The organism is Pseudomonas sp. USHLN015, assembly GCF_037153275.1.
Taxonomy (GTDB): Bacteria; Pseudomonadota; Gammaproteobacteria; order Pseudomonadales; family Pseudomonadaceae; genus Metapseudomonas; species Metapseudomonas tohonis.
Map to the genome: position 1 here is coordinate 321,332 of NZ_JBBCKP010000005.1, position 23,002 is coordinate 344,333.

24 protein-coding genes are annotated in these 23,002 nt (G+C 66.0%); 9 read left to right on the forward strand and 15 right to left on the reverse strand.

Annotated elements, in window-relative coordinates; genetic code table 11:
- Window positions 1-3: 3 nt before the first annotated feature.
- From ccoO (WFQ67_RS12475) to ccoN (WFQ67_RS12500), 6 genes are all read right to left on the reverse strand, one after another.
- Window positions 4-615, reverse strand: coding sequence for a cytochrome-c oxidase, cbb3-type subunit II (ccoO, locus tag WFQ67_RS12475; protein ID WP_111260396.1), 612 nt, complete (start codon window positions 613-615; stop codon window positions 4-6).
- 2 nt (window positions 616-617) lie between these two features.
- Window positions 618-2,057, reverse strand: coding sequence for a cytochrome-c oxidase, cbb3-type subunit I (ccoN, locus tag WFQ67_RS12480; RefSeq protein WP_213625330.1), 1,440 nt, complete (start codon window positions 2,055-2,057; stop codon window positions 618-620).
- 441 nt (window positions 2,058-2,498) lie between these two features.
- Entirely contained in the window at window positions 2,499-3,437 is a 939-nt protein-coding gene (ccoP, locus tag WFQ67_RS12485) for a cytochrome-c oxidase, cbb3-type subunit III (protein WP_213625329.1), read from the reverse strand.
- Entirely contained in the window at window positions 3,434-3,619 is a 186-nt protein-coding gene (locus tag WFQ67_RS12490; protein ID WP_111260393.1) for a cbb3-type cytochrome oxidase subunit 3, read from the reverse strand. Before WFQ67_RS12490 ends, ccoP begins: the two co-directional genes overlap by 4 nt.
- Window positions 3,620-3,625: 6 nt before the next feature.
- A complete protein-coding gene (ccoO, locus tag WFQ67_RS12495) occupies window positions 3,626-4,237 on the reverse strand; it encodes a cytochrome-c oxidase, cbb3-type subunit II (protein WP_173178255.1) in 612 nt (203 codons plus the stop codon).
- Between the two features lie 11 nt (window positions 4,238-4,248).
- Entirely contained in the window at window positions 4,249-5,673 is a 1,425-nt protein-coding gene (ccoN, locus tag WFQ67_RS12500) for a cytochrome-c oxidase, cbb3-type subunit I (RefSeq protein WP_111260392.1), read from the reverse strand.
- 111 nt (window positions 5,674-5,784) lie between these two features.
- Between ccoN (WFQ67_RS12500) and WFQ67_RS12505 the strand changes: the two genes are divergently transcribed.
- Window positions 5,785-6,402 (forward strand): alpha/beta family hydrolase, encoded by a 618-nt coding sequence (locus tag WFQ67_RS12505; protein ID WP_213625328.1) that lies wholly within the window; start codon window positions 5,785-5,787, stop codon window positions 6,400-6,402.
- Between the two features lie 7 nt (window positions 6,403-6,409).
- Here the strand turns inward: WFQ67_RS12505 and WFQ67_RS12510 are convergent, their stop codons facing one another.
- Window positions 6,410-6,886, reverse strand: a complete 477-nt coding sequence (locus tag WFQ67_RS12510; RefSeq protein ID WP_337057039.1) for an Lrp/AsnC family transcriptional regulator — start codon at window positions 6,884-6,886, stop codon at window positions 6,410-6,412.
- A 130-nt stretch (window positions 6,887-7,016) separates the two neighbouring features.
- Between WFQ67_RS12510 and kynB the strand changes: the two genes are divergently transcribed.
- From kynB to WFQ67_RS12535, 5 genes are all read left to right on the forward strand, one after another.
- Window positions 7,017-7,658 (forward strand): arylformamidase, encoded by a 642-nt coding sequence (gene kynB, locus WFQ67_RS12515; RefSeq protein WP_337057040.1) that lies wholly within the window; start codon window positions 7,017-7,019, stop codon window positions 7,656-7,658.
- Between the two features lie 8 nt (window positions 7,659-7,666).
- Complete coding sequence (gene kynU, locus WFQ67_RS12520) at window positions 7,667-8,917, forward strand: kynureninase (RefSeq protein WP_213625325.1); 1,251 nt, start codon at window positions 7,667-7,669, stop codon at window positions 8,915-8,917.
- A gap of 68 nt (window positions 8,918-8,985) precedes the next feature.
- On the forward strand, window positions 8,986-10,293 hold the full coding sequence (locus WFQ67_RS12525; RefSeq protein WP_442969584.1) for an OprD family porin: 1,308 nt from the start codon (window positions 8,986-8,988) through the stop codon (window positions 10,291-10,293).
- 34 nt (window positions 10,294-10,327) lie between these two features.
- The gene (locus WFQ67_RS12530; protein ID WP_337057042.1) at window positions 10,328-11,788 is read left to right on the forward strand and encodes an amino acid permease; all 1,461 of its coding nucleotides are present in this window, start codon (window positions 10,328-10,330) and stop codon (window positions 11,786-11,788) included.
- Between the two features lie 74 nt (window positions 11,789-11,862).
- A complete protein-coding gene (locus WFQ67_RS12535) occupies window positions 11,863-12,867 on the forward strand; it encodes a virulence protein RhuM/Fic/DOC family protein (protein WP_337057043.1) in 1,005 nt (334 codons plus the stop codon).
- A gap of 54 nt (window positions 12,868-12,921) precedes the next feature.
- On the opposite strand, the gene WFQ67_RS12540 is transcribed toward WFQ67_RS12535, so the two are convergent.
- From WFQ67_RS12540 to WFQ67_RS12565, 6 genes are all read right to left on the reverse strand, one after another.
- A complete protein-coding gene (locus WFQ67_RS12540; RefSeq protein WP_173178247.1) occupies window positions 12,922-14,487 on the reverse strand; it encodes a methyl-accepting chemotaxis protein in 1,566 nt (521 codons plus the stop codon).
- Between the two features lie 152 nt (window positions 14,488-14,639).
- Window positions 14,640-15,218 carry a putative glycolipid-binding domain-containing protein gene (locus WFQ67_RS12545; RefSeq protein WP_337057044.1) on the reverse strand — a complete coding sequence of 193 codons (579 nt, stop codon included), beginning with the start codon at window positions 15,216-15,218 and terminating at the stop codon, window positions 14,640-14,642.
- A 3-nt stretch (window positions 15,219-15,221) separates the two neighbouring features.
- Window positions 15,222-15,530: a DUF2834 domain-containing protein gene (locus WFQ67_RS12550; protein WP_111260384.1), complete on the reverse strand. Its 309-nt coding sequence runs from the start codon at window positions 15,528-15,530 to the stop codon at window positions 15,222-15,224.
- A gap of 84 nt (window positions 15,531-15,614) precedes the next feature.
- Window positions 15,615-15,962, reverse strand: coding sequence for an MmcQ/YjbR family DNA-binding protein (locus WFQ67_RS12555; RefSeq protein ID WP_173178245.1), 348 nt, complete (start codon window positions 15,960-15,962; stop codon window positions 15,615-15,617).
- A 10-nt stretch (window positions 15,963-15,972) separates the two neighbouring features.
- Window positions 15,973-17,172: an MFS transporter gene (locus tag WFQ67_RS12560; RefSeq protein WP_337057045.1), complete on the reverse strand. Its 1,200-nt coding sequence runs from the start codon at window positions 17,170-17,172 to the stop codon at window positions 15,973-15,975.
- Window positions 17,173-17,286: 114 nt separating this feature from the next.
- The gene (locus WFQ67_RS12565) at window positions 17,287-18,195 is read right to left on the reverse strand and encodes a LysR substrate-binding domain-containing protein (protein WP_213625319.1); all 909 of its coding nucleotides are present in this window, start codon (window positions 18,193-18,195) and stop codon (window positions 17,287-17,289) included.
- 174 nt (window positions 18,196-18,369) lie between these two features.
- Between WFQ67_RS12565 and WFQ67_RS12570 the strand changes: the two genes are divergently transcribed.
- From WFQ67_RS12570 to WFQ67_RS12580, 3 genes are all read left to right on the forward strand, one after another.
- Window positions 18,370-18,876: a DUF1993 domain-containing protein gene (locus WFQ67_RS12570; RefSeq protein ID WP_213625318.1), complete on the forward strand. Its 507-nt coding sequence runs from the start codon at window positions 18,370-18,372 to the stop codon at window positions 18,874-18,876.
- A gap of 157 nt (window positions 18,877-19,033) precedes the next feature.
- On the forward strand, window positions 19,034-20,041 hold the full coding sequence (locus WFQ67_RS12575; RefSeq protein WP_213630615.1) for an alpha/beta hydrolase family protein: 1,008 nt from the start codon (window positions 19,034-19,036) through the stop codon (window positions 20,039-20,041).
- Between the two features lie 126 nt (window positions 20,042-20,167).
- Window positions 20,168-20,776 (forward strand): FMN-dependent NADH-azoreductase, encoded by a 609-nt coding sequence (locus tag WFQ67_RS12580; protein ID WP_173178241.1) that lies wholly within the window; start codon window positions 20,168-20,170, stop codon window positions 20,774-20,776.
- A 60-nt stretch (window positions 20,777-20,836) separates the two neighbouring features.
- Here WFQ67_RS12580 and WFQ67_RS12585 read toward each other — a convergent pair whose 3' ends face one another.
- Both WFQ67_RS12585 and WFQ67_RS12590 read right to left on the reverse strand, forming a co-directional pair.
- Window positions 20,837-22,198 (reverse strand): class II 3-deoxy-7-phosphoheptulonate synthase, encoded by a 1,362-nt coding sequence (locus WFQ67_RS12585; RefSeq protein WP_263150078.1) that lies wholly within the window; start codon window positions 22,196-22,198, stop codon window positions 20,837-20,839.
- A 68-nt stretch (window positions 22,199-22,266) separates the two neighbouring features.
- Window positions 22,267-23,001: a sulfite exporter TauE/SafE family protein gene (locus tag WFQ67_RS12590; RefSeq protein WP_337057046.1), complete on the reverse strand. Its 735-nt coding sequence runs from the start codon at window positions 22,999-23,001 to the stop codon at window positions 22,267-22,269.
- Between the last annotated feature and the right edge of the window lies 1 nt (window position 23,002).

The window sequence follows — 23,002 nt, forward strand, 5'->3', positions numbered from 1 at the left end:
TGCTTACCGTTTGTTCTTGATCGAAGTGCCCAGGCCTTGAAGGAACGCCACCAGTGCGTCCATCTCGGTCTTGCCCTTGACTGCGTCTTTGGCGCCGGCGATGTCATCGTCGGTGTAGGGCACGCCTACGGTACGGAGAGCTTCCATCTTGGCCGCGGTGTGCTTGCCATCGAGCTTGTTCTCCACCAGCCACGGGTAGGCCGGCATCTTCGATTCCGGCACCACGTTGCGCGGGTTGTAGAGGTGCGCGCGGTGCCAGTCATCGGAGTAGCGGCCGCCTACGCGGGCCAGGTCCGGGCCGGTACGCTTGGAACCCCACAGGAAGGGGTGGTCCCAGACGCTTTCGCCGGCGACGGAGTAGTGGCCATAGCGCTCGGTCTCGGCGCGGAACGGGCGGACCATCTGCGAGTGGCAGCCGACGCAGCCTTCGCGGATGTAGATGTCACGGCCTTCCAGTTCCAGCGCGGAGCGCGGCTTCATGCCTTCGACCGGCGTGTTGGTGACGTCCTGGAAGAACAGCGGAACGATCTGCACCAGGCCACCGATGCTCACGGCGATGACCATGAACAGCGCCAGCAGACCTACGTTCTTCTCAACTAATTCATGCGACTTCATTATTAGTGAGCTCCTTGCGGGATCTGCGCGGCGGCTTCGTATTCGGACGGCTTGGCGGCACGCACGGTGCGCCAGGTGTTATAGGCCATCAGCAGCATGCCGGTGACGAAGAAGGCGCCGCCGAGTGCGCGGACCATGAAGCCGGGGTGGCTGGCTTCCAGTGCTTCGACGAAAGAGTAGGTCAGGGTGCCGTCTTCGTTCACAGCTCGCCACATCAGGCCCTGGGTGATGCCGTTGACCCACATCGAGGCGATGTAGAGAACGGTGCCGACGGTGGCCAGCCAGAAGTGGGCGTTGATCAGGCCGACGCTGTGCATCTGCTCGCGGCCGAACACTTTCGGGATCAGGTGGTACAGCGAGCCGATGGAAATCATCGCTACCCAGCCGAGGGCGCCGGCGTGTACGTGGCCGATGGTCCAGTCGGTGTAGTGGGAGAGGGCGTTGACCGTCTTGATGGCCATCATCGGGCCTTCGAAGGTGGACATGCCGTAGAAGGCGAGGGAGACCACCAGGAAGCGCAGGATCGGGTCGCTGCGCAGCTTATGCCAGGCGCCCGACAGGCTCATCATGCCGTTGATCATGCCGCCCCAGCTCGGAGCCAGCAGGATCAGCGACATCGCCATGCCCAGGGACTGGGCCCAGTCCGGCAGCGCGGTGTAGTGCAGGTGGTGCGGGCCGGCCCAGATGTACAGGGTGATCAGCGCCCAGAAGTGCACGATGGACAGGCGATAGGAATAGATGGGGCGTTCGGCCTGTTTCGGCACGAAGTAGTACATCATCCCGAGGAAGCCGGTGGTCAGGAAGAAGCCCACGGCGTTGTGGCCGTACCACCACTGGATCATCGCGTCGGTCGCGCCGGAGTATACGGAGTACGACTTGAAGGCGTAGACCGGGATTTCCATGCTGTTGACGATGTGCAGCAGTGCGGTCACCAGGATGAAGGCGCCGAAGAACCAGTTGCCCACATAAATGTGCTTGGTCTTGCGCTTGACGATGGTACCGAAGAATACGATTGCGTAAGTGATCCAGACGATCGCCAGGAGGATGTCGATCGGCCACTCGAGTTCGGCGTATTCCTTGGAGGAGGTGTAACCCAGAGGCAGTGTGATCACTGCCAGCACGATCACGGCTTGCCAGCCCCAGAACGTGAAGGCTGCCAGCCCATCGGAAATCAGGCGAGCCTGGCAGGTACGTTGCACCACGTAGTAGGACGTGGCGAACAGGGCGCAACCACCGAAGGCGAAGATCACCGCGTTGGTATGCAGGGGGCGCAGACGGCCGAAGCTGGTCCACGGAAGGTTCAGGTTGAGTTCCGGCCACACGAGTTGTGCGGCGATGAACACGCCTAGACCCATCCCAATGACCCCCCAGATCACCGTCATAACGGCGAACTGGCGGACCACCTTATAGTTATAAGCAGTCTGACTGATTGCTGTGCTCATGCTAGGGGTTCCACGGTTAATGGAGTTTTTCGGGGACAAAAAAGCGGCGCAAGTATGGAGAAAGAGGGTAGTCATTGCAACGACACATGCCGACACAAACACCCTTTCAGGGCCCTCTGGACAAGGATTCCAGCCGGTTCGTCCGGTGGCCGAGACAGTGCTCCGAGCCGGGGGCGGGAGGGGGAATCGCCTTGCCCTCATGACGGGTGAGGATTATCGAGCAGCTTAGTCGATGGGCTTTGGGGGGGAAGGCTACTGGTCGGGATGGGTGCGACATTGGGTCGCACTATATATAAGGAGGGAGTGGGGAGGGGTCTTGAGGGGTGGACACATCCTTGTGTCCGTGTTGCCCGTCTTGCGTTGGGCTGCCTTTGCGCGGCTCCGTCCGGCACCTTTCGGTCCGGCCGGTGTGGCGACGCCTCCTTGCGTCGCCGGTTCGGATCACTCGCTGGCTACTTTCTCCCCGTCCTTGCGGGACAGGCTGTACACGTAGGCGGCGAGGATGTGCACCTTGTCCTGGCCAAGGTATTGCTCCTGGGCAGGCATCTGGCCGTTGCGGCCGTAGCGGATGGTCTGTTGCAGCTGGGCCAGGCTGGAGCCGTAGATCCAGGCGGCCGGCTGGGTCAGGTCCGGGGCGCCCATGGCTGCGGTGCCGTGGCCTTCCTGGCCGTGACAGGCGGTGCAGGTGGTGGCGAACAGGGCTTTGCCTGCTTCCACATCGACCTTCGCATCTTCCGGCAGCTTGAGGCCGGCCAGGTCCTGGCGGACGTAGGCGGCGACGTTCTTCACGCCTTCATCACCCAGCACTTCACCCCAGGCCGGCATGGCAGCCATGCGACCGTGAAGGATGGTGGCCTTGATGGTTTCGGCGTCGCCGCCCCAGCGCCAGCTGCTATCGGCCAGGTTGGGGAAGCCGACCGCGCCCTTGGCGTCCGAACCGTGGCAGATGGAGCAGTAGGTGGCGAACAGGCGTCCGCCCATCTTCAGGGCTTGCGGATCCTGGGCCACGGCCTCCAGCGGCATGGCGGAGTACTTGGCGAAGATCGGGCCGTATTGGGCGTTGGCCTTGTCGACCTCGCGCTGCCACTGTTTCTCCTGGGTCCAGCCGCCTTCATAGCCGGGGAACAGGCCGGTCCAGTTGCCCAGGCCGGGGTAGAGCACCATGTAGCCGATGGCGAATACGATGGTGCCCACGAACAGCATGAACCACCATTTGGGCAGCGGGTTGTCGTACTCCTCGATACCGTCGAAGGCATGGCCCATGGTCTTGTCGACCGTGCCCTTGGCCTCGCCCTTGCGGGTGGCGAACACCAGCCAGAGCAGCGCCACCAGGGTGAAGAGGGTGAGCAGGGTTATGTACCAGCTCCAGAAAGTGGTCATTCGTGTGTGCTCCTAGAAACGTTCCGGTCTTGCAGGCTGGGCTTGGCGTCGTCGCCGAAGGGCAGCAGCGAGGCTTGCTCGAAGTCAGCCTTGCGCCGGCCGCTGTAGGCCCAGCAGAACACCCCGATCATCGCGACCAGCACCAGCAAGGTGCCGAGGCCGCGCAGTATTCCAACGTCCATGGCGCCTTACCTCTTGCTCTTCAGGCTGGTGCCGAGCACCTGCAGGTAGGCGACCAGGGCGTCCATCTCGGTCTTGTCCTTGACCGCCTCGGAGGCACCGGCGATGTCCTCATCGGTGTAGGGCACGCCCAGGGTCTTCATGGCGCTGAGCTTGGCGGCGGTGTCCTTGCCGTCGAGCTTGTTCTCCACCAGCCACGGGTAGGCCGGCATCTTCGATTCCGGTACCACGTTGCGCGGGTTGTAGAGGTGCGCGCGGTGCCAGTCGTCCGAGTAGCGGGCGCCAACCCGGGCCAGGTCCGGGCCGGTACGCTTGGAGCCCCACAGGAAGGGGTGGTCCCAGACGCTTTCCCCGGCTACGGAGTAGTGGCCGTAGCGCTCGGTCTCGGCGCGGAACGGACGGATCATCTGCGAGTGGCAGCCGACGCAGCCTTCGCGGATGTAGATGTCGCGACCTTCCAGTTGCAGCGCGGTGTAGGGCTTCATGCCTTCGACCGGGGTGTTGGTCACGTCCTGGAAGAACAGCGGGACGATCTGTACCAGACCGCCGATGCTGACTGCCAGGATCATGAACAACGCCATCAGGCCGACGTTCTTCTCGATGACTTCATGCTTTTTCATCTATCGATTCCTCAGGCGATCTGGGCGATGGCGTCGTATTCGGCCGGCTTGGCAGCCTTCACGGTGCGCCAGGTGTTGTAGGCCATGAGGAGCATGCCGCTGAGGAAGATCGCGCCGCCGATCATGCGCACCACGAAGCCGGGGTGGCTGGCTTCCAGTGCCTCGACGAAGGAGTAGGTCAGGGTGCCGTCCTCGTTCACCGCACGCCACATCAGGCCCTGGGCGATGCCGTTGACCCACATCGAGGCGATGTAGAGCACGGTGCCGATGGTGGCCAGCCAGAAGTGGGCGTTGATCAGGCCGACGCTGTGCATCTGCTCGCGGCCGAACACTTTCGGGATCAGGTGGTACAGCGAGCCGATGGACACCATGGCGACCCAGCCGAGGGCCCCGGCGTGTACGTGGCCGATGGTCCAGTCGGTGTAGTGGGAGAGGGCGTTGACCGTCTTGATGGCCATCATCGGGCCTTCGAAGGTGGACATGCCGTAGAAGGCGAGGGAGACCACCAGGAAGCGCAGGATCGGATCGTCGCGCAGCTTATGCCAGGCACCCGACAGGGTCATCATTCCGTTGATCATGCCGCCCCAGCTCGGAGCCAGCAGGATCAGGGACATCACCATGCCCAGGGACTGGGCCCAGTCCGGCAGCGCGGTGTAGTGCAGGTGGTGCGGGCCGGCCCAGATGTAGACCGCGATCAGCGCCCAGAAGTGGACGATGGAGAGGCGGTACGAGTAGACCGGGCGACCGGCCTGCTTCGGCACGAAGTAGTACATCATCCCGAGGAAGCCGGCGGTCAGGAAGAAGCCCACGGCGTTGTGGCCGTACCACCACTGGACCATCGCGTCGGTCGCGCCCGAGTAGAGCGAGTAGGACTTGGTCAGGGTGACCGGGATCTCCAGGTTGTTGATCACATGGAGGATGGCCACGGTGAGGATGAAGCCACCGAAGAACCAGTTGCCCACGTAGATGTGCTTGGTCTTGCGCTTCATCACCGTGCCGAAGAACACGGCGGCGTAGCAGACCCAGACGATGGTGATGAGGATGTCGATCGGCCATTCCAGCTCGGCGTATTCCTTGGAGCTGGTGAAGCCCAGCGGCAGGCTCACGGCGGCCAGGACGATCACCAGCTGCCAACCCCAGAAGGTGAAGGCGGCGAGCTTGTCCGAGACCAGGCGGGTCTGGCAGGTGCGTTGGACGGCGTAGTAGGAGGTGGCGAACAATGCGCAACCACCGAACGCGAAGATCACCGCGTTGGTGTGCAAGGGTCGCAAGCGGCCAAAGCTGGTCCAGGGCAGGTTGAAGTTGAGCTCCGGCCAGGCTAGCTGGGCAGCTATGAGAACGCCGAGCCCCATCCCGACGATTCCCCAGACCACCGTCATAATGGCGAACTGGCGGACCACCTTGTAGTTGTAGGCGGTACTGACTGCTGTGTTCATGTTTGTGGGCTTCCGTACACGGTTTCTTGGAATTGCGTGCGAAGCATGGTGAAAGCCCTTACTGGCGCTATTGATTTGGATCAACAGACGCCGCCCACCGGAGATTTCCCGATGCTGCTGTGGACCAGGCCTTCAGGCCTTGTGAAGAACACCCTGATACTGGCCCACGGTGCCGGGGCGCCGATGGACAGCGCGTTCATGGAGGGAATGGCGCAGAAGCTCGCCACGCGGGGCGTGGCGGTGGTGCGCTTCGAGTTCCCCTACATGGCGGCACGGCGCGACGACGGGCGCAGGCGTCCGCCCAATCCGCAGGGGCAATTGCTCGATCACTGGCGGGCCGTGCATGCCGAGGTGCGACAGCAAGTCACGGGGCGATTGGCCATCGGTGGCAAGTCCATGGGCGGTCGCATGGCCAGCCTGGTGGCCGACGAGCTGGGCGCGGATGCGCTGGTCTGCCTGGGGTATCCCTTCTATGCGGCCGGTAAACCGGAGAAGCCCCGGGTCGCCCACCTGGCCGACCTGAAGACCCCGACCCTGGTCGTCCAGGGCGAGCGCGATGCCCTTGGCGACCGCCCTGCCGTCACCGGCTACGCGTTATCCCCGTCGATCCATCTGCACTGGCTGGCCGCAGGCGATCATGACCTCAAGCCACTCAAGGCATCGGGACTGACCCACGAGCAGCACATGGACGGAGCGGCGGATGCCGTGGCGGCCTTCCTGGCGAGTTGAGTGCGCGCTACTTTCGCGCGGCGAGCAGGTCGAGCACGCCGCCGCCATCCTTGATCTGCTGCAGGATGATCTCGGAGCGGATGTCGGTGACGCCCCGGGCGCGATTCAGGCGATTGACGATGAAATCGGAGAACTGTTTCAGGTTGCGCGCCTGGACCCGCAGCACATAGTTGCTGTGGCCGGTGACGATGAAGGCGCTCACCACCTCGGGCCAGCTCTGCACCTGCTCCACGAAGCGCTCGTGCCAGCCATCCTCGTCCTGGCGCATGGAGATGTGCACCAGGGCGTCCAGCTCGATTCCCATGCGCTCGGCATCCAGCAGCGGTCGATAGCCGCGGATCACCCCTCCGTCTTCGAGGTTGCGTAGCCGACGCAGGCAGGCGGAGGGCGAGAGCGCGACCTTCTCCGCCAGTTCCTGGTTGCTGATGCGTCCGTTCTGCTGCAGGCAGAGGAGGAGGCGCAGATCGGTAGTATCCAGGGTCATTGAATATTCTTTCAGTAAATTGTTATCTGACGAAATTATCTTCGAATAAGTGCCGCTTTCGAGACGAAGATAGCACGAACATTCTTCGGCCCCTGACTCATGATCATCCTCCTTTCACGGGAGCCCGATCATGCAAGACGGCCAGTCCCTCTGGGACATCAGTCCACCGCTGGACGCCAGCACGCCAACCTGGCCGGGCGATACGCCCTTCCAGGAAGAGCGCTGCTGGCACATCGACGAGCACTGCCCGGTCAATGTCGGGCGCATCACCCTGTCGCCCCACACGGGCGCCCATGCCGATGCGCCGCTGCACTACGACGCGTCCGGTGCGGCGATCGGCGCGGTCGACCTGGCGCCCTACCTCGGCCCTTGCCGGGTCATCCACTGCCTGGATGCCGGCGGCCTGGTACGGCCCGCGCACCTGGAGCCGTATCTGCTTGATCTGCCGCCCCGGGCCCTGATCCGCACCTGGCGGCAAGCGCCTCTCGACAGCTGGCCCGAGGCCTTCGCGGCCATCGATCCGCTGGCCGTCGAATTGCTGGCCCGCCACGGCGTGCGCCTGGTGGGCATCGACACGCCGTCGCTGGACCCCCAGCACAGCAAGACGCTCGAAGCGCACCAGGCCGTTCGCCGTTGGCGCATGGCGATCCTCGAAGGCCTGTTGCTCGATGACGTCGCTGCGGGCGACTACGAGCTGATCGCCCTCCCGCTCAAGTTCACCCATCTCGATGCCAGCCCGGTTCGCGCCGTGCTGCGTCGCCTGCCTGCCTAGGAATCGACATGACTACAAGAGAAGACTGCCTGGCCCTCGATGCCCGCGACCCCCTCGGCCCCTTGCGCGAGGAATTCGTCCTGCCCGAAGGGGTTATCTACCTCGACGGCAACTCCCTCGGCGCCCGGCCGAGGTCCGCACTGCAGAGGGCCCGTGACGTGGTGGAGAAGGAGTGGGGCGAAGGCCTGATCGGCAGCTGGAACAGCGCCGGCTGGCGCGCGTTGCCGGAGCGCCTGGGCAACCGGCTGGCTCGCCTGATCGGCGCGGGCGAGGACGAAGTGGTGATCACCGACACCACATCCATCAACCTCTTCAAGGTGCTGGTTGCAGCGCTTCGTGTGCAGGCCGAGCGGGACCCGTCGCGCAAGGTGATCGTCACCGAGCGCAGTAACTTCCCCACCGACATCTACATGGCCGAGGGCCTGGCCGACATGCTCCAGCAGGGCTACAGCCTGCGCCTGGTGGATGCGCCGGAGGAGTTGCCCGCGGCCATCGGCACCGACACCGCTGTCGCGCTGATCACCCAGGTGAACTACAAGACCGGCCACCTCCACGACATGGCCGCGCTCACGGCGCTGGCACACGAGTGCGGTGCGCTGGCCATCTGGGACCTTTGCCATTCGGCCGGCGCGGTGCCGGTCGACCTCAAGGGTTCCGGCGCCGACTACGCCATCGGTTGCACCTACAAGTACCTCAACGGCGGCCCGGGCTCGCCGGCCTTCGTCTGGGTCGCCCCGCACCTGCGGGAGCTGGTCTGGCAGCCGCTCACGGGCTGGTGGGGCCATGCCCGCCAGTTCGGCATGGAGGCCCGCTACGAGCCCGCCCCGGGGATCGGCCGCTACCTCTGCGGCACCCAGCCGATCACCTCCCTTGCCATGGTGGAGTGCGGCCTGGAGGCCTTCGAGAAGACCGACATGCAGGCCCTGCGGGAGAAGTCCCTGGCACTGACCGACCTCTTCATCGAGCGCGTCCGTGCCCGTTGTGGCGAGCACCCGCTGACCCTGGTGACGCCGCTGGAGCACGCCCGCCGCGGCAGCCACGTGAGCTTCGAGCACCCCGAGGGCTATGCCGTGATCCAGGCGCTCATCGACCGTGGCGTCATCGGCGACTACCGCGAGCCGCGGATCATGCGCTTCGGCTTCACCCCGCTCTACACCGGTTTCACCGATGTCTGGGATGCCGCCGAGGCGCTCGGTGAGGTGCTCGACAGCGATGCCTGGCGCGCAGAGCGCTTCATGGCCCGCAAGCAGGTGACCTGACCCGGCCCGGGCGCTCCGGGAAGGGCGCCCAGTCTCAAGCCCATAACCACAAGAAGAGGTCGATGATGATGAAGTCCCGTTTTCCGATGGCGTGTGCCTTGCTCTGCGCTTCCCTCAGCCCCCAGGCGATGGCCGGGGAGCCGGCCGAAGGCTTCCTAGAGGGCAGCCGGCTGGTGCTGACCCAGCGCAACTTCTACTTCCACCGCAACATGCTCAACAACCCCGGTGGGCAGAACTACCGGGAGGAGTGGGCCCACGGCATGCTGCTGGACTACAGCTCCGGCTATACCCGGGGAACGGTGGGCGTCGGTGTCGATGCGTACGCCAGCCTCGGGCTCAAGCTCGACAGCAATCGCGCCCGTACCGGCACCGACCTGCTGCCCGTCGACTCGGCCGGGCGGCCCGAAGACGACTACACGGAGGCCGGCGCGGCGCTGAAGCTGCGTATCTCGCGCAGCGAGCTGAAGTACGGCAGCCAGGCGCCGATGAACCCCGTGTTCGGCACCGGCAACGCCCGGCTGTTCACGCCGATGGCCATCGGCTTTTCGCTGGCCAGTCGCGAACGCGACGACCTGTTGCTGGAAGCCGGTCATTTCACCGCAGGCAACGATGGCAACTCCACCAATGGCGACGGCGCACTCAAGGTCCTGTTCGCCCAGGTGGAGACGCGTCGGGTCGACTACGCCGGCTTCGACTGGACCCCGGCGGAAGGTACCGGGCTGTCCGCCTACACCTCGCGGTTCGATGACGTCTGGCGCCAGCACTACCTGGGAGCCAGCCACCGTATCGGGCTGGATGAAGCGCGTGCCCTGACGTTCGGTTTCAACCTCTATCGCACCCATGACCAAGGGCGGCGACTGGCGGGTGAGATCGACACCACCGCCTGGTCCGCTTCCGCACGCTACAGCCAGGGCGCCCACGCCCTGACCCTGGCGCATCAGCGGGTACGAGGCGACGAGCCATTCGACTACCTGGGCTTCGATCGCCAGCCCGGCACATCGATCTACCTCGCCAACTCGGTGCAGGTGCTCGACTTCAACGCCCCGAACGAGCGCTCCTGGCAGTTGCGCTACGACCTCGACCTGGCCCCCTTCGGCGTACCCGGCCTGGGCTTCATGACCCGCTACATCCGCGGTGACCACATCGACGACAGCCATCACAGGGGGCCGGGCTCCTACCAGCGCTACGGCGAGGCCGGCAAACGCTGGGAGCGGAACATCGAGCTGCGCTACGTCGTGCAGTCCGGCTCGGCCAAGGACCTGTCCGTGCGCCTGCGCCAGGCCAGCATCCGCTCAACCGAGCAGGTGGCCCGTGCCGATACCGCGGACAACAACGAACTGCGGGTGATCATCGAATACCCGCTGCAACTTCTCTGACGCCTGCACAACGACAATAAGGACGAGGCACGAAATGACCACCAAGACTGGATTCGCCGCCATCGCGGCTCGCGAGCAGGGGCTCAAGCGCCAGCTCACTTCGGCGCAGATGAGCATGATCGCCATCGGGGGCGCCATCGGCACCGGGCTGTTCATGGGGAGCAGCTTCGCCATCGGTTTCGCCGGCCCCGGGGTGCTCGTCAGCTATGCCCTCGGCGCCTTGATCGCGCTGCTGCTCATGGGCTGCCTGGCGGAGATGACCGTGGCCCATCCCACCTCCGGCTCCTTCGGCGCCTACGCCGAGTTCTACATCTCCCCGCTGGCCGGGTTCCTGGTGCGCTACGCCTACTGGGCGGCCATCGTCCTGGCGGTGGGGACCGAGGTCACCGCCATCGCCCTGTACATGAAGCACTGGTTCCCCGACGTGGCCGGGTGGGTGTGTATCCTGCTGTTCTCCTCGGTGCTGATCTTCACCAATGCCATCAGCGTCAAGGCGTTCGGGCATTTCGAGTACTGGTTCTCCGCCATCAAGATCAGCGCCATCCTCGCCTTCATCCTGCTGGGTGCCTGGCTGGTATTCGGAGGACAGAACCCGGAGTACGGCTTCCATCACTACCTCGAGCACGGTGGCTTCATGCCCAACGGTCTTTCGGGGGTATGGATCGCGGTGATCATCGCCATCTTCAGCTACCTCAGCATCGAGATGATCGCCGTGGCTGCCGGCGAGGCGGAACAGCCCGAACTGGCGGTGAAGAAGGCCTTCAAGGTGACCATGGTGCGGCTGGTGGTGTTCTACCTGCTCACCCTCGCGTTGATCCTCGCCATGGTGCCCTGGGACCAGTCGGGGCAGGGTGCCCGGAGCCCCTTCGTCAGCGTCATGGCGCAGGTGGGGATTCCGGGGGCCACGGGCTTGATCAACTTCGTGATCCTGGTGGCGGCACTCTCGGCGATGAACAGCCAGCTCTACACCACCACGCGGATGATGTTCAGCCTGTCCCGCGCCGGCCACGCGCCCAAGGCGATGGGGCGGCTGAGCGAGGCCGGAGTGCCGCTCAATGCCCTGGCGCTCTCCTGCACCGGCATCGCCCTGGCGACCCTGGTCAACCTGGCGTTCCCGGAGCAGTCCTTCATGCTGATGATGGCCATCTCCATCTTTGGTGCGCTCTTCGCCTGGATGATGATCTTCCTCACCCACTACCGCTTCCGTCGCCATCACCAGCGCCTGGGCAGCGAACCGTTGGCCTTCCGCATGTGGGGCTTCCCCTATGGCACGCTGCTGGGCCTGGTCCTGATGCTGGCCATCCTGGTCACCACCGCCTTCGTGCCGGCGTTCCGCATGACCCTGGTATTCGGCGTGCCATTCCTCGCGCTGCTCTCCATCGCCTACCTGTTGGTCCTGCGCAGGGCTGCACCGGCAATCGGCGCGGAAGCGGGCGACCTCCCTGTCCAACTGAGTGGCGTCGGAGCCAGGACGCCAGAACAGGGACGTTCCTGACAGGCCGGCGAGCCAATCACCCGGCAGGGTGCAAGCAGACTGCGGAGTCCATCACCACAAGGAAGGGCGACGACATGAATGCCTTGCAGGAATCCCTGCCGATTCTGATCTACCAACGGGAAGGGGAAAGCGTTACCGAGGTACGCATGGAGGGGGAGACCGTCTGGCTGACCCAGCGGCAGATGGCGGAGCTGTTCGATACGAGCTCGGACAACATCGGACTGCATCTCAAGAACATCTACCAGACAGGGGAGTTGGAGGAGCTGGCAACTGCCGAGGAATACTCGGTTGTTCGCCGGGAAGGGCAGCGGGACGTCACTCGCCGTCTGAAACACTACAACCTCGATGCGATCATCTCGGTTGGTTATCGCGTCAACTCAAGGCAGGGCACGCGTTTCCGCATCTGGGCCAGCGGCGTGCTCAAGGAGCACCTGCTCCAGGGCTACAGCCTCAACCGGCGAAGACTGGAGGCGCAGCAGGCGCGTATCGGGCAGTTGCAGAAGACCCTGACGCTGTTCCGTGACGGCCTGGTGGATCGGGCCAGCCTGACCGAGGCGCGTGGTTTGGTGAGCGTCATCGCCGGCTATGCGCGTACCTTCGTGCTGCTCAACCAGTTCGACGGCGAGCGCCTTGCCCGCGATGGTTTCACCGAGGACATCCGCTATGTGATCGAGCCGGGCGAGGCCGCCGAATGCATCGCCGCGCTGAAGGCCGACCTGATGCACAGGGGGGAGGCCAGCGAGCTGTTCGGCCAGCCGAAGGACGACAGCTTCGAGGGGCTGCTGGGCAATATCGTGCAGTCCTTCGGCGGGCAGTTCCTTTACCCGAGCATCGAGGAACAGGCGGCCAACCTGCTGTACATGGTGATCAAGAACCATCCCTTCACCGACGGCAACAAGCGCATCGGAGCCTTTCTGTTCATCTGGTTCCTGAGGCGAAACCGACATCACCTGAAGACGGACGGCGAACTGAAGATCAACGACAACGCCCTCGCGGCCATCGCCCTGTTGGTGGCCCAGAGCGATCCGCGACAGAAAGAGCTGATGGTCCACCTGGTGATGAACCTGATCATGGAGTGAACCGGCAGGCAAAGGAAAAGGGCGCCCCTGGCGCCCTTTTTCATACCCGTTGACTCAGCGGTTGAAGCGGTCGACCAGCGAGTACTGGCCTTGCGCGGTGGTGGTCAGCTCTTCGCTGAGCAGCACGGTGCGCTGGGCCTCCCCGGAGGTCTGGTCGGCGAGCTGGGCGATGCTGCTGATGCTCTGGTTGATCTGCTCGGCCACGGCGCTCTGCTCCTCGGTGGCGGCGGCGATCTGGTCGGTCATCTGGGTGATGTTGGCCACCGCCTCGCTGATGCCCACCAGGGCCTGGTCGGCTTGCAGAACGCGCTCCACGCCTTCGTCGGCCTGGCGGCGACCGGCCTCCATGGTGCGCACGGCCTCCTCGGCGGTCTTCTGCAACTGGGCGATGAGCTGGTGGATCTGCCCGGTGGATTCGGCGGTGCGCTGCGCCAGCTGACGCACCTCGTCGGCGACCACGGCGAAGCCCCGGCCCATCTCACCGGCACGCGCCGCTTCGATGGCGGCGTTCAGTGCCAGCAGGTTGGTCTGGTCGGCGATGCCCTTGATCACATCGACCACCCCGCCGATCTCGTTACTGTCCTGTGCCAGGCGGGTGACGGTCTCGCCGGTCTCGCCCACCGCGCGCGACAGGCGCTGGATGGCCTCGCGGGTCTCGGCGGTGATGCTGCGGCCCTGGCCGGTGAGGCGGTTGGCTTCCTGGGTCGCATCGGCGGTGCGTTGCACATTGCTGGCCACTTCCTGGGTGGTCGAGGCCATCTGGTTCACTGCTGTGGCCACCTGCTCGGTCTCAACGCGTTGGCGTTCCAGCCCCTCGGAGCTGTTGTGGGCCAGCGCATCGGCTTCCCTGGCTTGCTCGGTGAGGTGCTCGGCGGTGTCCTGCAGGCGGGTCAGGCAGGTTTTCAGGCGCGCCTCCTGGCTGAGGATGGACATCTCCAGGCGTGCCTGGGCGCCGCGGCTGTCGGTGTACATCTGCGCGATCAGCGGGTCGGACGTGGTCTGTTCGGCCAGGTGCAGCAGGCGCTTGATGCCGCGGTTCTGCCAGGCCAGCCCGGTGAGGCCCAGAGGCACGGAAAGCAGCGCGGCGAGAAGGAAGCCCCAGTGCGAGTTGAGCCAGGCGCCGATCATGAAGCCGATCTGGCTGATGAGGATGAAGGGTAGCCAGTCCTGCACCACGGGCAACCAGCGGTCGCGCCCGGGAATGGCCGACTTGCCGGTGTTGATGCGCTGGTACAGCGCCTCGGCGCGGCGGATCTGCTCGGCGGTGGGCTTGACCCGCACCGACTCGTAGCCGACGACCTGGCTGCCTTCGAAGATCGGCGTCACGTAGGCATTGACCCAGTAGTGATCACCGTTCTTGCAGCGGTTCTTGACGATGCCCATCCACGGGCGGCCCTTCTTCAGGGTGGTCCACATGTGGGCGAAGACGGCGGGCGGGACGTCCGGGTGGCGCACCAGGTTGTGCGGCGAGCGGATCAGCTCGTCACGGCTGTAGCCGCTGATATCGGTGAAGGCTTCGTTGCAATAGGTGATCACACCCTTGCTGTCCGTGGTCGAGATCAGGCGTTGCTGGGCGGGGAAAGTACGTTCGCGTTGAGTGACTGGCTGATTGTTTCTCATATTGTTCTTCCGCAAGGCTTAGAGCGGGTATCGGCCTGCACGCACTAAAGTTGAGCCGAAAATTTCTGTGAAGTGTATCTAAGACTTTACAGTTCATGATCGGGAATTTTTCCCGCGAATGGCGCCCTAGAGCCTTCGCGGTGGCAACGGCCTCAGCAGGGAGGCGCTCTGCGCAGGCGTTGGAACAGTCCGGGGTAGTCCTCCACCAGGCCGTCGGCGGCCAGCCTGAGCACGGCATGGAAACCGCTGCCGTCGAGGTTCTGGTACAGCAGGTGGCGTGCGTCCAGGCGCGTGTAGGCCTGATGCATCACGCGCACTTCGAGCGTGGGCGCCTCGATGAAGACGACGGCGATCTCTTCGCGCTGATCGTGCGCCAGGCCGAGACGCCAGGCGGCCGGGCTGTTGGTGAACGGCGTCGGCCAGAGGTCGAGGTCCTGGCAGCCGTCCAGCGTTCGCAGGCGATTGCCTGGCCCGTCGCGCCATTCGTTGCGGGGATTGCGGCGCAGGTGCAGCTCGCGCACGCCGAACCCGCCTTCGACGCGGATGTGGCAGCGCCTGGGTCGCCAGCGCTCGTCGAAATCCATCCGATAGACCAGGCGATAGGGCTCGCCCCCTTCATCGAAGGCCAGCATCGAGGCGTCCGCCTGCCTTCCGTCCAGGCGCAGCTGTTCGAGCCCCCTGGCCGGGGCCTGGTCGTTCCAGATGTGCTGCCACAGCGCGGTGGCCTTCATCCTTCACTCCTTGGCGGTGGGGCGGCGCAGCACCAGGTAGAGCAGCGGGCCGATGGACGCGAACACGGCCGTCACCAGGTAGAAGGGCAGCAGGTAGAGCAGCCCGCGCCCCTGGCGGCGGTTGTCCTGGTACATCCAGATGCCGATCAGGCCGCAGGCGAGGTAGAGATCGATCACCACCTGTGCCGTATCCGGGCGGCTCATCAACTGGGCGCCGAACTCCAGCAGCGGTTGTTCGCTGATGGACATGACATGGAGGGTATAGCCGCCGAAGGCGACCAGGGCGAGGAGAGCGGACAGGCGCGCAAGCATGGTGACGTCCTTGTTATGAGTTGAACGCGGACGATAGAGGGGCCGCGTCGCCTGCGCAGCGGGCCGATTGTCGCAGCCGGGGGATCAGTCCAGCAGCAGGCCGGCGCGCTTGTACTTCGGCAGTTTCGCGACCACCAGTTGGTGAGAGCGGGTCAGCGCTGCGCGCAGCTCTTCGTCGCCCATCGGTGGCGGCATCACCAGGGTGATCCAGTGGGCGCGGGCGAGATAGGGCGCCGGGCGGATGCCGGGGCGATCGACCTGGCCGAGGAAGAGATCGGCATCGACCTTGAAGGCCAGGCCGTCGCCGAGGAAGTCGAGGATCGCGAACATCTTGTTACCGGCAACCGAGAACACCCGGTTGCTGCCCCACTTGAGGTCTTCCCGGGCGCCCGGCAGTTGCAGGCAGAAGGCGGCTATTTCGTCGGCAGTCATGGGCGTTCCTTCAGGGGTGGCGATCCGGCGCGCCACGTTCGTCGACGCGCAGCAGGTAGAGGCCGAGCAGCATACCCGCCAAGGCCATGCCGGCGGCAACCATGAAGATGGCGCCGAAGCCGAAACCGCTGGCGATGGCGCCCATCAGCGGCCCGGCGATGCCCAGCGCGAGGTCGAAGAACACCGCATAGGCACCCAGGGCCGAGCTGCGGCTGGAAGCGGGAATGCGCGAGATGGCCTCGACACCGAGTGCCGGGTACACCAGCGACAGGCCGAAGCCGGTCAGCGCCGCGCCGCAGAGGGTCAGCCAGGGTTGCGGGGCGAGCCACAGCAGGAGCAGGCCGAGGCTTTCGATGCCCAGGCAGGCGATGGCCACCCGGTAGCCGCCACGGCTGTTGATGGCGCCGGCGAACAGCAGGCGCGCACCGATGAAGGCGCAGCCGAAGGCGGTCAGGCACCAGGCGGCGCCGTCCCAGCCGCGGCTGGCGTAGTACAGGGTGACGAAGGTGGCCAGGGTGCCGAAGCCGATGGAGCCCAGTGCCAGCGCCGTGCCGTTGGGGGCGATGCGCATGAAGACATTGCGAAATGGCAGGCGCACGCCCTGGACGATGGGGGCGGCGGCCTTGTTCCAGGCCAGCGCCAGGGCGCCGAGCCCGAGCAGGGCGATCAGCGCGCCCATGCTCCACAGCCCGAGACGCGAGACCATCAGCACACCCAGCGGCGCGCCCAGGGCCACCGCGCCGTAGGAGGCGATGCCGTTCCAGGAAATCACCCGGGCCGTGTTCTCGGCGCCGACCCGGCCGATGCCCCAACTGATCGAGCCGGTGCCCACCAGGCCCTGGGCCACGCCGAGGGCGACGCGCCCGGCCAGCAGCAGCGCCATGCTCAGGGTGGGGAACTGCTGCAGCGAGGTGGAGGCCAGGGTCAGCACGCCGCTCAGCGCGCAGCCGACGAGTCCGTAGAGCACGGCGCGCTTGGGCCCCTGGCGATCGGCCACGCCGCCGGACACGGGGCGTGAGAGCAGGGTGGAGGCGTACTGGGTGCTGATGACGATGCCCGCCAACAGCGAGCCGTAGCCGAGGTCGTTGTGCACGTAGCCCGGGAGCACGGCCAGCGGCAGGCCGATGCAGAGGAAGCTGATGAAGGTGAAGAAGACGATGGAGACGATCTGCAAGGTGGTGGCGGTCGCAGACTGCTCGGCGGCACTCATGGGGCGTGTCCGGGTGGGGCTGGGTGGCGCCATCATCGCGCAGCCGGGGCGCGGATGAAAGCGAGCTAACTATCTCCCATCCCTCTCTATCCCGGCTTCTCTCCCATGCAGGCATCAGATGGGTTGCAGCCCCTCCGCCTGGCAGGCCTCGGTCAGGTGCTCGATCCAGGCACGCACCGCCGGCAGCATGCCGCGTCGATGGGTGTAGACCGCCTGCAGGTTGCCGCCCGGCAGCTCCCAGCCCGGTAGCAGGCGCACCAGGGTGCCGGCCTCCAGTTCCTGCTGGCAGTTCATCTGCGGCAGCATGGTCATGCCCAGGCCTTGCAGCGCGGCGAGCTTGCGGATCTCGAAGTCCTCGATGCTCAGGCGTGCTTCCAGGACGATGTCACGGCGATTGCCCCGGCTGTCGCGCAGCAGGTAGTGCAGGCGGCGGTCGGTTTCCAGGGCGCCGAGCGCCGGCAACCGGTGCAGGTCATCCGGGCCGTTCAGGGTCACGCCCTCGAGCAGGCTCGGCGCACACACCAGCATGGCGCGGGCGGGGCTCAGCTGGCGGCAGATCAGCGAGGGGTCCTCGTCGTACTGTTCACGCACACGCAGCGCCACGTCGACGCCTTCGTTGACCAGGTCGATGCGGCGGTTGCTCAGCACCACTTCCAGCTGCACCTGCGGGTAGCGCTGGAGGAAGCTGGGGAATACATGGCGCAGGCGCATGCGTGCCACCTCGGTGGGGCAGGACACGCGGATACGCCCGCGCGGTTCGCTGGTCAGCGACGCCACGGCTTCGTCGGCCTGTTCGGCCTCCAGCAGCATCGCCTGGCAATGGCGCAGGTAGCGCTCGCCGACATCGGTCAGCGCCAGCTTGCGCGTGGTGCGCTGCAGCAGGCGGGCGCCGAGGCGCGTTTCCAGCTCGGCGATGCGCCGGGACAGGCGCGACTTGGGGATGCCCAGCAGGCGTCCGGCCGCGGCAAAGCCGCCGTGCTCGACGACTTTGGCGAAGTAGAAGAGGTCGTTGAGATCTTGCATGAAGGTCGTCCTGTGGAAGGGACGAACTATGGCATCGGCGGGGAATTCCGCGCCACGGATTTCAGCGGCGGGACAATCGCGCGCCGCTGCACACACCGCCCGCTGCGGGTGTATCGTGGAGCGTCGCCGGCACTTCGCCCGGCCGATCCCCCTGCCATCACGGAGTCAGCACTCATGTCCTTGTCCATGTACGAGGCTTCCATCCCGGTCTTCACCCGCATGCTCGGCAATCTCTCCGTCATCCTCGACAAGGCTGCGGCCCATGCCGAGGCGCAGGGCATCGACCCGGGGGTATTCATCTGCGCGCGCCTGGCGCCGGACATGTTCCCACTGGCGCGCCAGGTGCAGATCGCCACCGACTCCGTGAAAGGCTGCGCGGCCCGCCTGGCGGAACTGGAAGTGCCGTCCTTCGCCGATACCGAGGCGAGCTTCCCGGAATTGCAGGAGCGCATCGCGCGCACCCTGGGCTTCATCCGAGAGATCCGCCCGGAGCAAGTGGAGGGCAGTGCGGCGCGCACCGTGGTGTTGAAGATGCGCGGCAACGAGGTCAGCTTTACCGGCCAGGACTTCCTGCTCAATTTCTCCCTGCCGAATTTCTATTTCCACCTCACCACCGCCTACAACATCCTGCGCCACAACGGCGTGAAGATCGGCAAGATGGATTTCCTCGGCGGCATCTGACGGCTGCCCGCGTCACGCTCCTGTGGCGCGATCCATGCAACGCGAGTAGCGCCGGCGGAGTGGTCCGTCGGCGTTGCCGGCTCAAGGAACGAAGCAAGGCGCAATTGATGGCAGGCACGCCCGATTCCTGAACCTGGAACGGAAGGTGAGCACCATGTTGGTTCGTCTTTCTGCAGTACTGGCCCTGGCGTCGCTGCTGGTGGCGCTCCCCGCATTCGGCGCACAGGCGGTCGGCGTGCATCGCCTGGTCCTCACCGACCCGGTGGACGAGCAGCGCGAGATGAGCGCGGTCGCCTTCTACCCGGCAGCGGGCGAGCCCACGCGTACCGAGCTCGGCCTCTATCAGGTCGACGCCGGCCTGGACGCCCCCATCGCCGGCGGCCATTTCCCGCTGGTGCTGCTGTCGCACGGCAACGGCGGCTCGCCCCTGGCCCACCATGACCTGGCCACCGCACTGGCGCGACGCGGGTTCGTGGTGCTGGCGGTGCTGCACACCGGTGACAACTACAAGGACCAGAGCCGCAGCGGCACCCTGAGCAACCTCTACGGTCGCCCGCTGCAACTGACCGCCGCCATCGATGCCGCCGAGCAGGACGCGATGCTGGCCGGCAGCCTGGATACCGAGCGGGTCGGGGTGATCGGCTACTCGGCCGGTGGCGAGACGGCGCTGATCCTCGCCGGCGCGCAGCCCGAGCCCGAGCGCCTGCGCGCCTACTGCCGGCAGTGGCCCGAAGACAGCGACGCCTGCGGGCATGCCGGCGAACTGATCTCCGACCGCGATGACCTGGAAGCCATCGCCGATTCACGGGTCAGCGCGCTGATGCTGATGGCGCCGCTGGGCCTGATGTTCGGCCGCAAGGAACTGGAGCCGGTACAGGTTCCGGTGCTGCTCTATTCCGGCGACGACGATCGCACCCTGCAACTGGAGCAGAACGCCGGGGCCCTGCAGCGCAGGTTGCCCAATCCCCCGGATTTCCGCCTGCTGCCGGGGGCGGGGCACTTCGTGTTCATGGCCCCGTGCTCGGCCGAGATGGACGCCATGCTGCCGCGGCTGTGCCAGGACGCCGAGGGCGTCGACCGGGTCGCCATCCACCGCGAGCTGAACGCCGAGGCGGTGCGCTTCTTCACCCAGACCCTGAGCGACCTGCAGACCTCGTCGCGCTGATCTGCCGTTTCGTCTCATGGGTGGGACGGTGCATCGCATTTTTGCCGACTAATAAGGCTTTCGCTTCGTGGATAGGATTCTCCCCACTTCGATCACATCCGGTGATCGCCAGATCAGGGGATACCCATGAAACTTCTGCACCTCGATTCCAGCATCCTCGGCGACGCCTCCGCCTCCCGCCAACTGAGCCGCGCCGTGGTGCAGGCCTGGCAGGCCGCCAATGCCGGCGTCCAGCTCAGCTACCGTGACCTCGCCACCGATGCCTACGCCCACCTTTCCGCTGCCAGCCTGGTGGCTGGCGGCACCCCGGCGGAACTGCGCGACGCCGCGCAGAAGGCCGAAGTGAAGCTGGCCGAGGAAACCCTCGAGGAGTTCCTCGCCGCCGACGCCATCGTCATCGGTGCCCCGATGTACAACTTCACCGTGCCGACCCAGCTCAAGGCCTGGATCGACCGCATCGCCGTCGCCGGCAAGACCTTCGCCTACGACGAGAACGGCCCCAAGGGCCTCGCCGGTGGCAAGAAGGTGGTGATCGTCTCCACCGCCGGTGGCATCCACGCCGGCCAGCCCAGCGGCCAGGCCCATGAGGCCTACCTGGTGCAGGTGCTGAACTTCCTCGGCATCACCGACATCGAGATCGTCCGTGCCGAAGGCCTGGCCTACGGCGAAGACCCGCGCAGCAATGCGATCAAGGGTGCCCAGCAGCGCATCGGCGAACTCTTCGCCGCCGCCTGAGCCCGCTGAAAGCACGAAGCCCCGCGATTGCGGGGCTTCGTCGTTTCCGGGGTGGCGTCGTCAGCGGCGGACCTGTTTCAGCGTCTCGGCGATGAGGAAGGCCAGCTCCAGCGACTGGTCCGCGTTCAGGCGCGGGTCGCAGTGGGTGTGGTAGCGGTCGGAGAGGCCGTCCTCGGTGATCGGGCGGGCGCCGCCGATGCACTCGGTGACGTTCTGCCCGGTCATTTCGATGTGGATGCCACCGGCATGGCTGCCCTCGGCCTGGTGCACCTGGAAGAACTGCTTCACCTCGGAAAGGATGATGGCGAAGTCGCGGGTCTTGTAGCCGCTGGAGGCCTTGATGGTGTTGCCGTGCATCGGGTCCGAGCTCCACAGCACCTTGCGGCCCTCGGCCTGCACGGTGCGGATCAGCCGCGGCAGGTGCTCGCCGACCTTCTCGGCGCCCATGCGCACGATGAGGTTGAGGCGGCCCGGGTCGTTGTCCGGGTTGAGGATGTCGATCAGGCGGATCAGGTCTTCGCTCGGCATGCTCGGCCCCACCTTGACGCCGATGGGGTTGCCGACGCCGCGCAGGAACTCGACGTGGGCGCCGTCCAGCTGGCGGGTGCGGTCGCCGATCCAGAGCATGTGGGCGGAGCAGTCGTACCAGCCGCCGGTGAGGCTGTCGCGACGCACGAAGGCCTGCTCATAGTTCAGCAGCAGCGCTTCGTGGGCGGTGAAGAAGCTCGCCTCGCGCAGCTGCGGGGCGCTGTCCAGGCCGCAGGCGCGCATGAAGGCGAGGGTCTCGTCGATGCGGTCGGCGAGCTGGCTGTACTTCTCCGTCAGCGCCGAGTTGGCGATGAAGTCGAGGTTCCACTGGTGCACCTGGTGCACATCGGCGAAGCCGCCCTGGGCGAAGGCGCGCAGCAGGTTGAGGCTGGCGGTGGACTGGTGGTAGGCCTGCAGCAGGCGCTCCGGGTCCGGCGCGCGGCTGGCGGCGTCGAAGCCGATGCCGTTGACGATGTCGCCCCGGTAGGCGGGCAGGGTGACGCCATCGATGGTTTCGTCATCGGCCGAGCGCGGCTTGGCGAACTGGCCGGCCATGCGGCCCACCTTCACCACCGGGCAGCCGGCGGCGAAGGTCATGACGATGGCCATCTGCAGCAGCACCTTGAAGGTGTCGCGGATCTTCGCGGCGGAGAACTCGGCGAAGCTCTCGGCGCAGTCGCCTCCCTGGAGGAGGAAGGCGCGGCCCTCGGTGACTTCGCTGAACTGGCGGCGCAGTTCGCGCGCCTCGCCGGCGAACACCAGGGGCGGGTAGCTGGCCAGGGTCTGCTCGACCTGGGCCAGGCGCGCGGCGTCCGGGTAGGTCGGCTGTTGCAGGATCGGCTTGGTTCTCCAGCTTTCCGGGCTCCAGTCTGCGCTGGACGACAAGTTGCTCATCAGGGTCTCGATCAGGGCTGTGTGGCGGATGGCGCATGGTAACCGAAAGGCCCCGCGCTGCCAGCGCTTCAGGCACGCCAGGCGAGCAGTGCGCCGCAGAGGCACAGCAACAGGTGGATGGCGGTGCGGAAGTACCGTTCGGCCACGCGGTGGTGCAGCCACTCGCCCGCCACCACGCCGATGGCCAGCAGCGGCAGGTAGAGCGCCAGGTGGGGCAGGGCGGGAACCAGGCGGCCGTCCACCAGGAAGGCCAGGCTGAGCAGGCCGTTGAGGCCGAGCCAGACACAGGCGAGCGTGGCCCGCAGGCGCGCCTTGCCCAGGGGCGTCGCGGCCAGCGCGTAGACCAGCAACGGGCCACCCGAGGCGAACAGGCCGTGGCAGAGGCCGCCGGCGCCGATCTGCAGGCGGGTCATCCAGAGGGGCGTGCGGCCCCGGGGGCGTTCGCGCCTCTGCCGCCACAGCTCGCGCAGGGCGAACCAGAGGATCAGCACGCCGAAGCCCCGTTTCAGCGCGTCGCCATCGAGCCAGGGCAGCAGGGCGTAGCCGAGCAGGGTGCCGACGAGCATGGCCGGCAGGATGCCGCCCAGCAGCAGCGGCCAGTCCGCCAGGTGCCGGTAGCGCCAGGCCAGGTAGCCGCTCATCAGCAGGTTCAGCGGCACCAGCACCGGCAGCAACCGGTCGATCGGCAGCAGCAGGGCGCCAAGGGACAGGGCGACCACCGTGCTGCCGAAGCCGGTGACGGCTTCCAGGCCATAGGCGAAGAGGATGAACAGGCCCAGCCAGAGCCAGGCATCGTCGCCCACC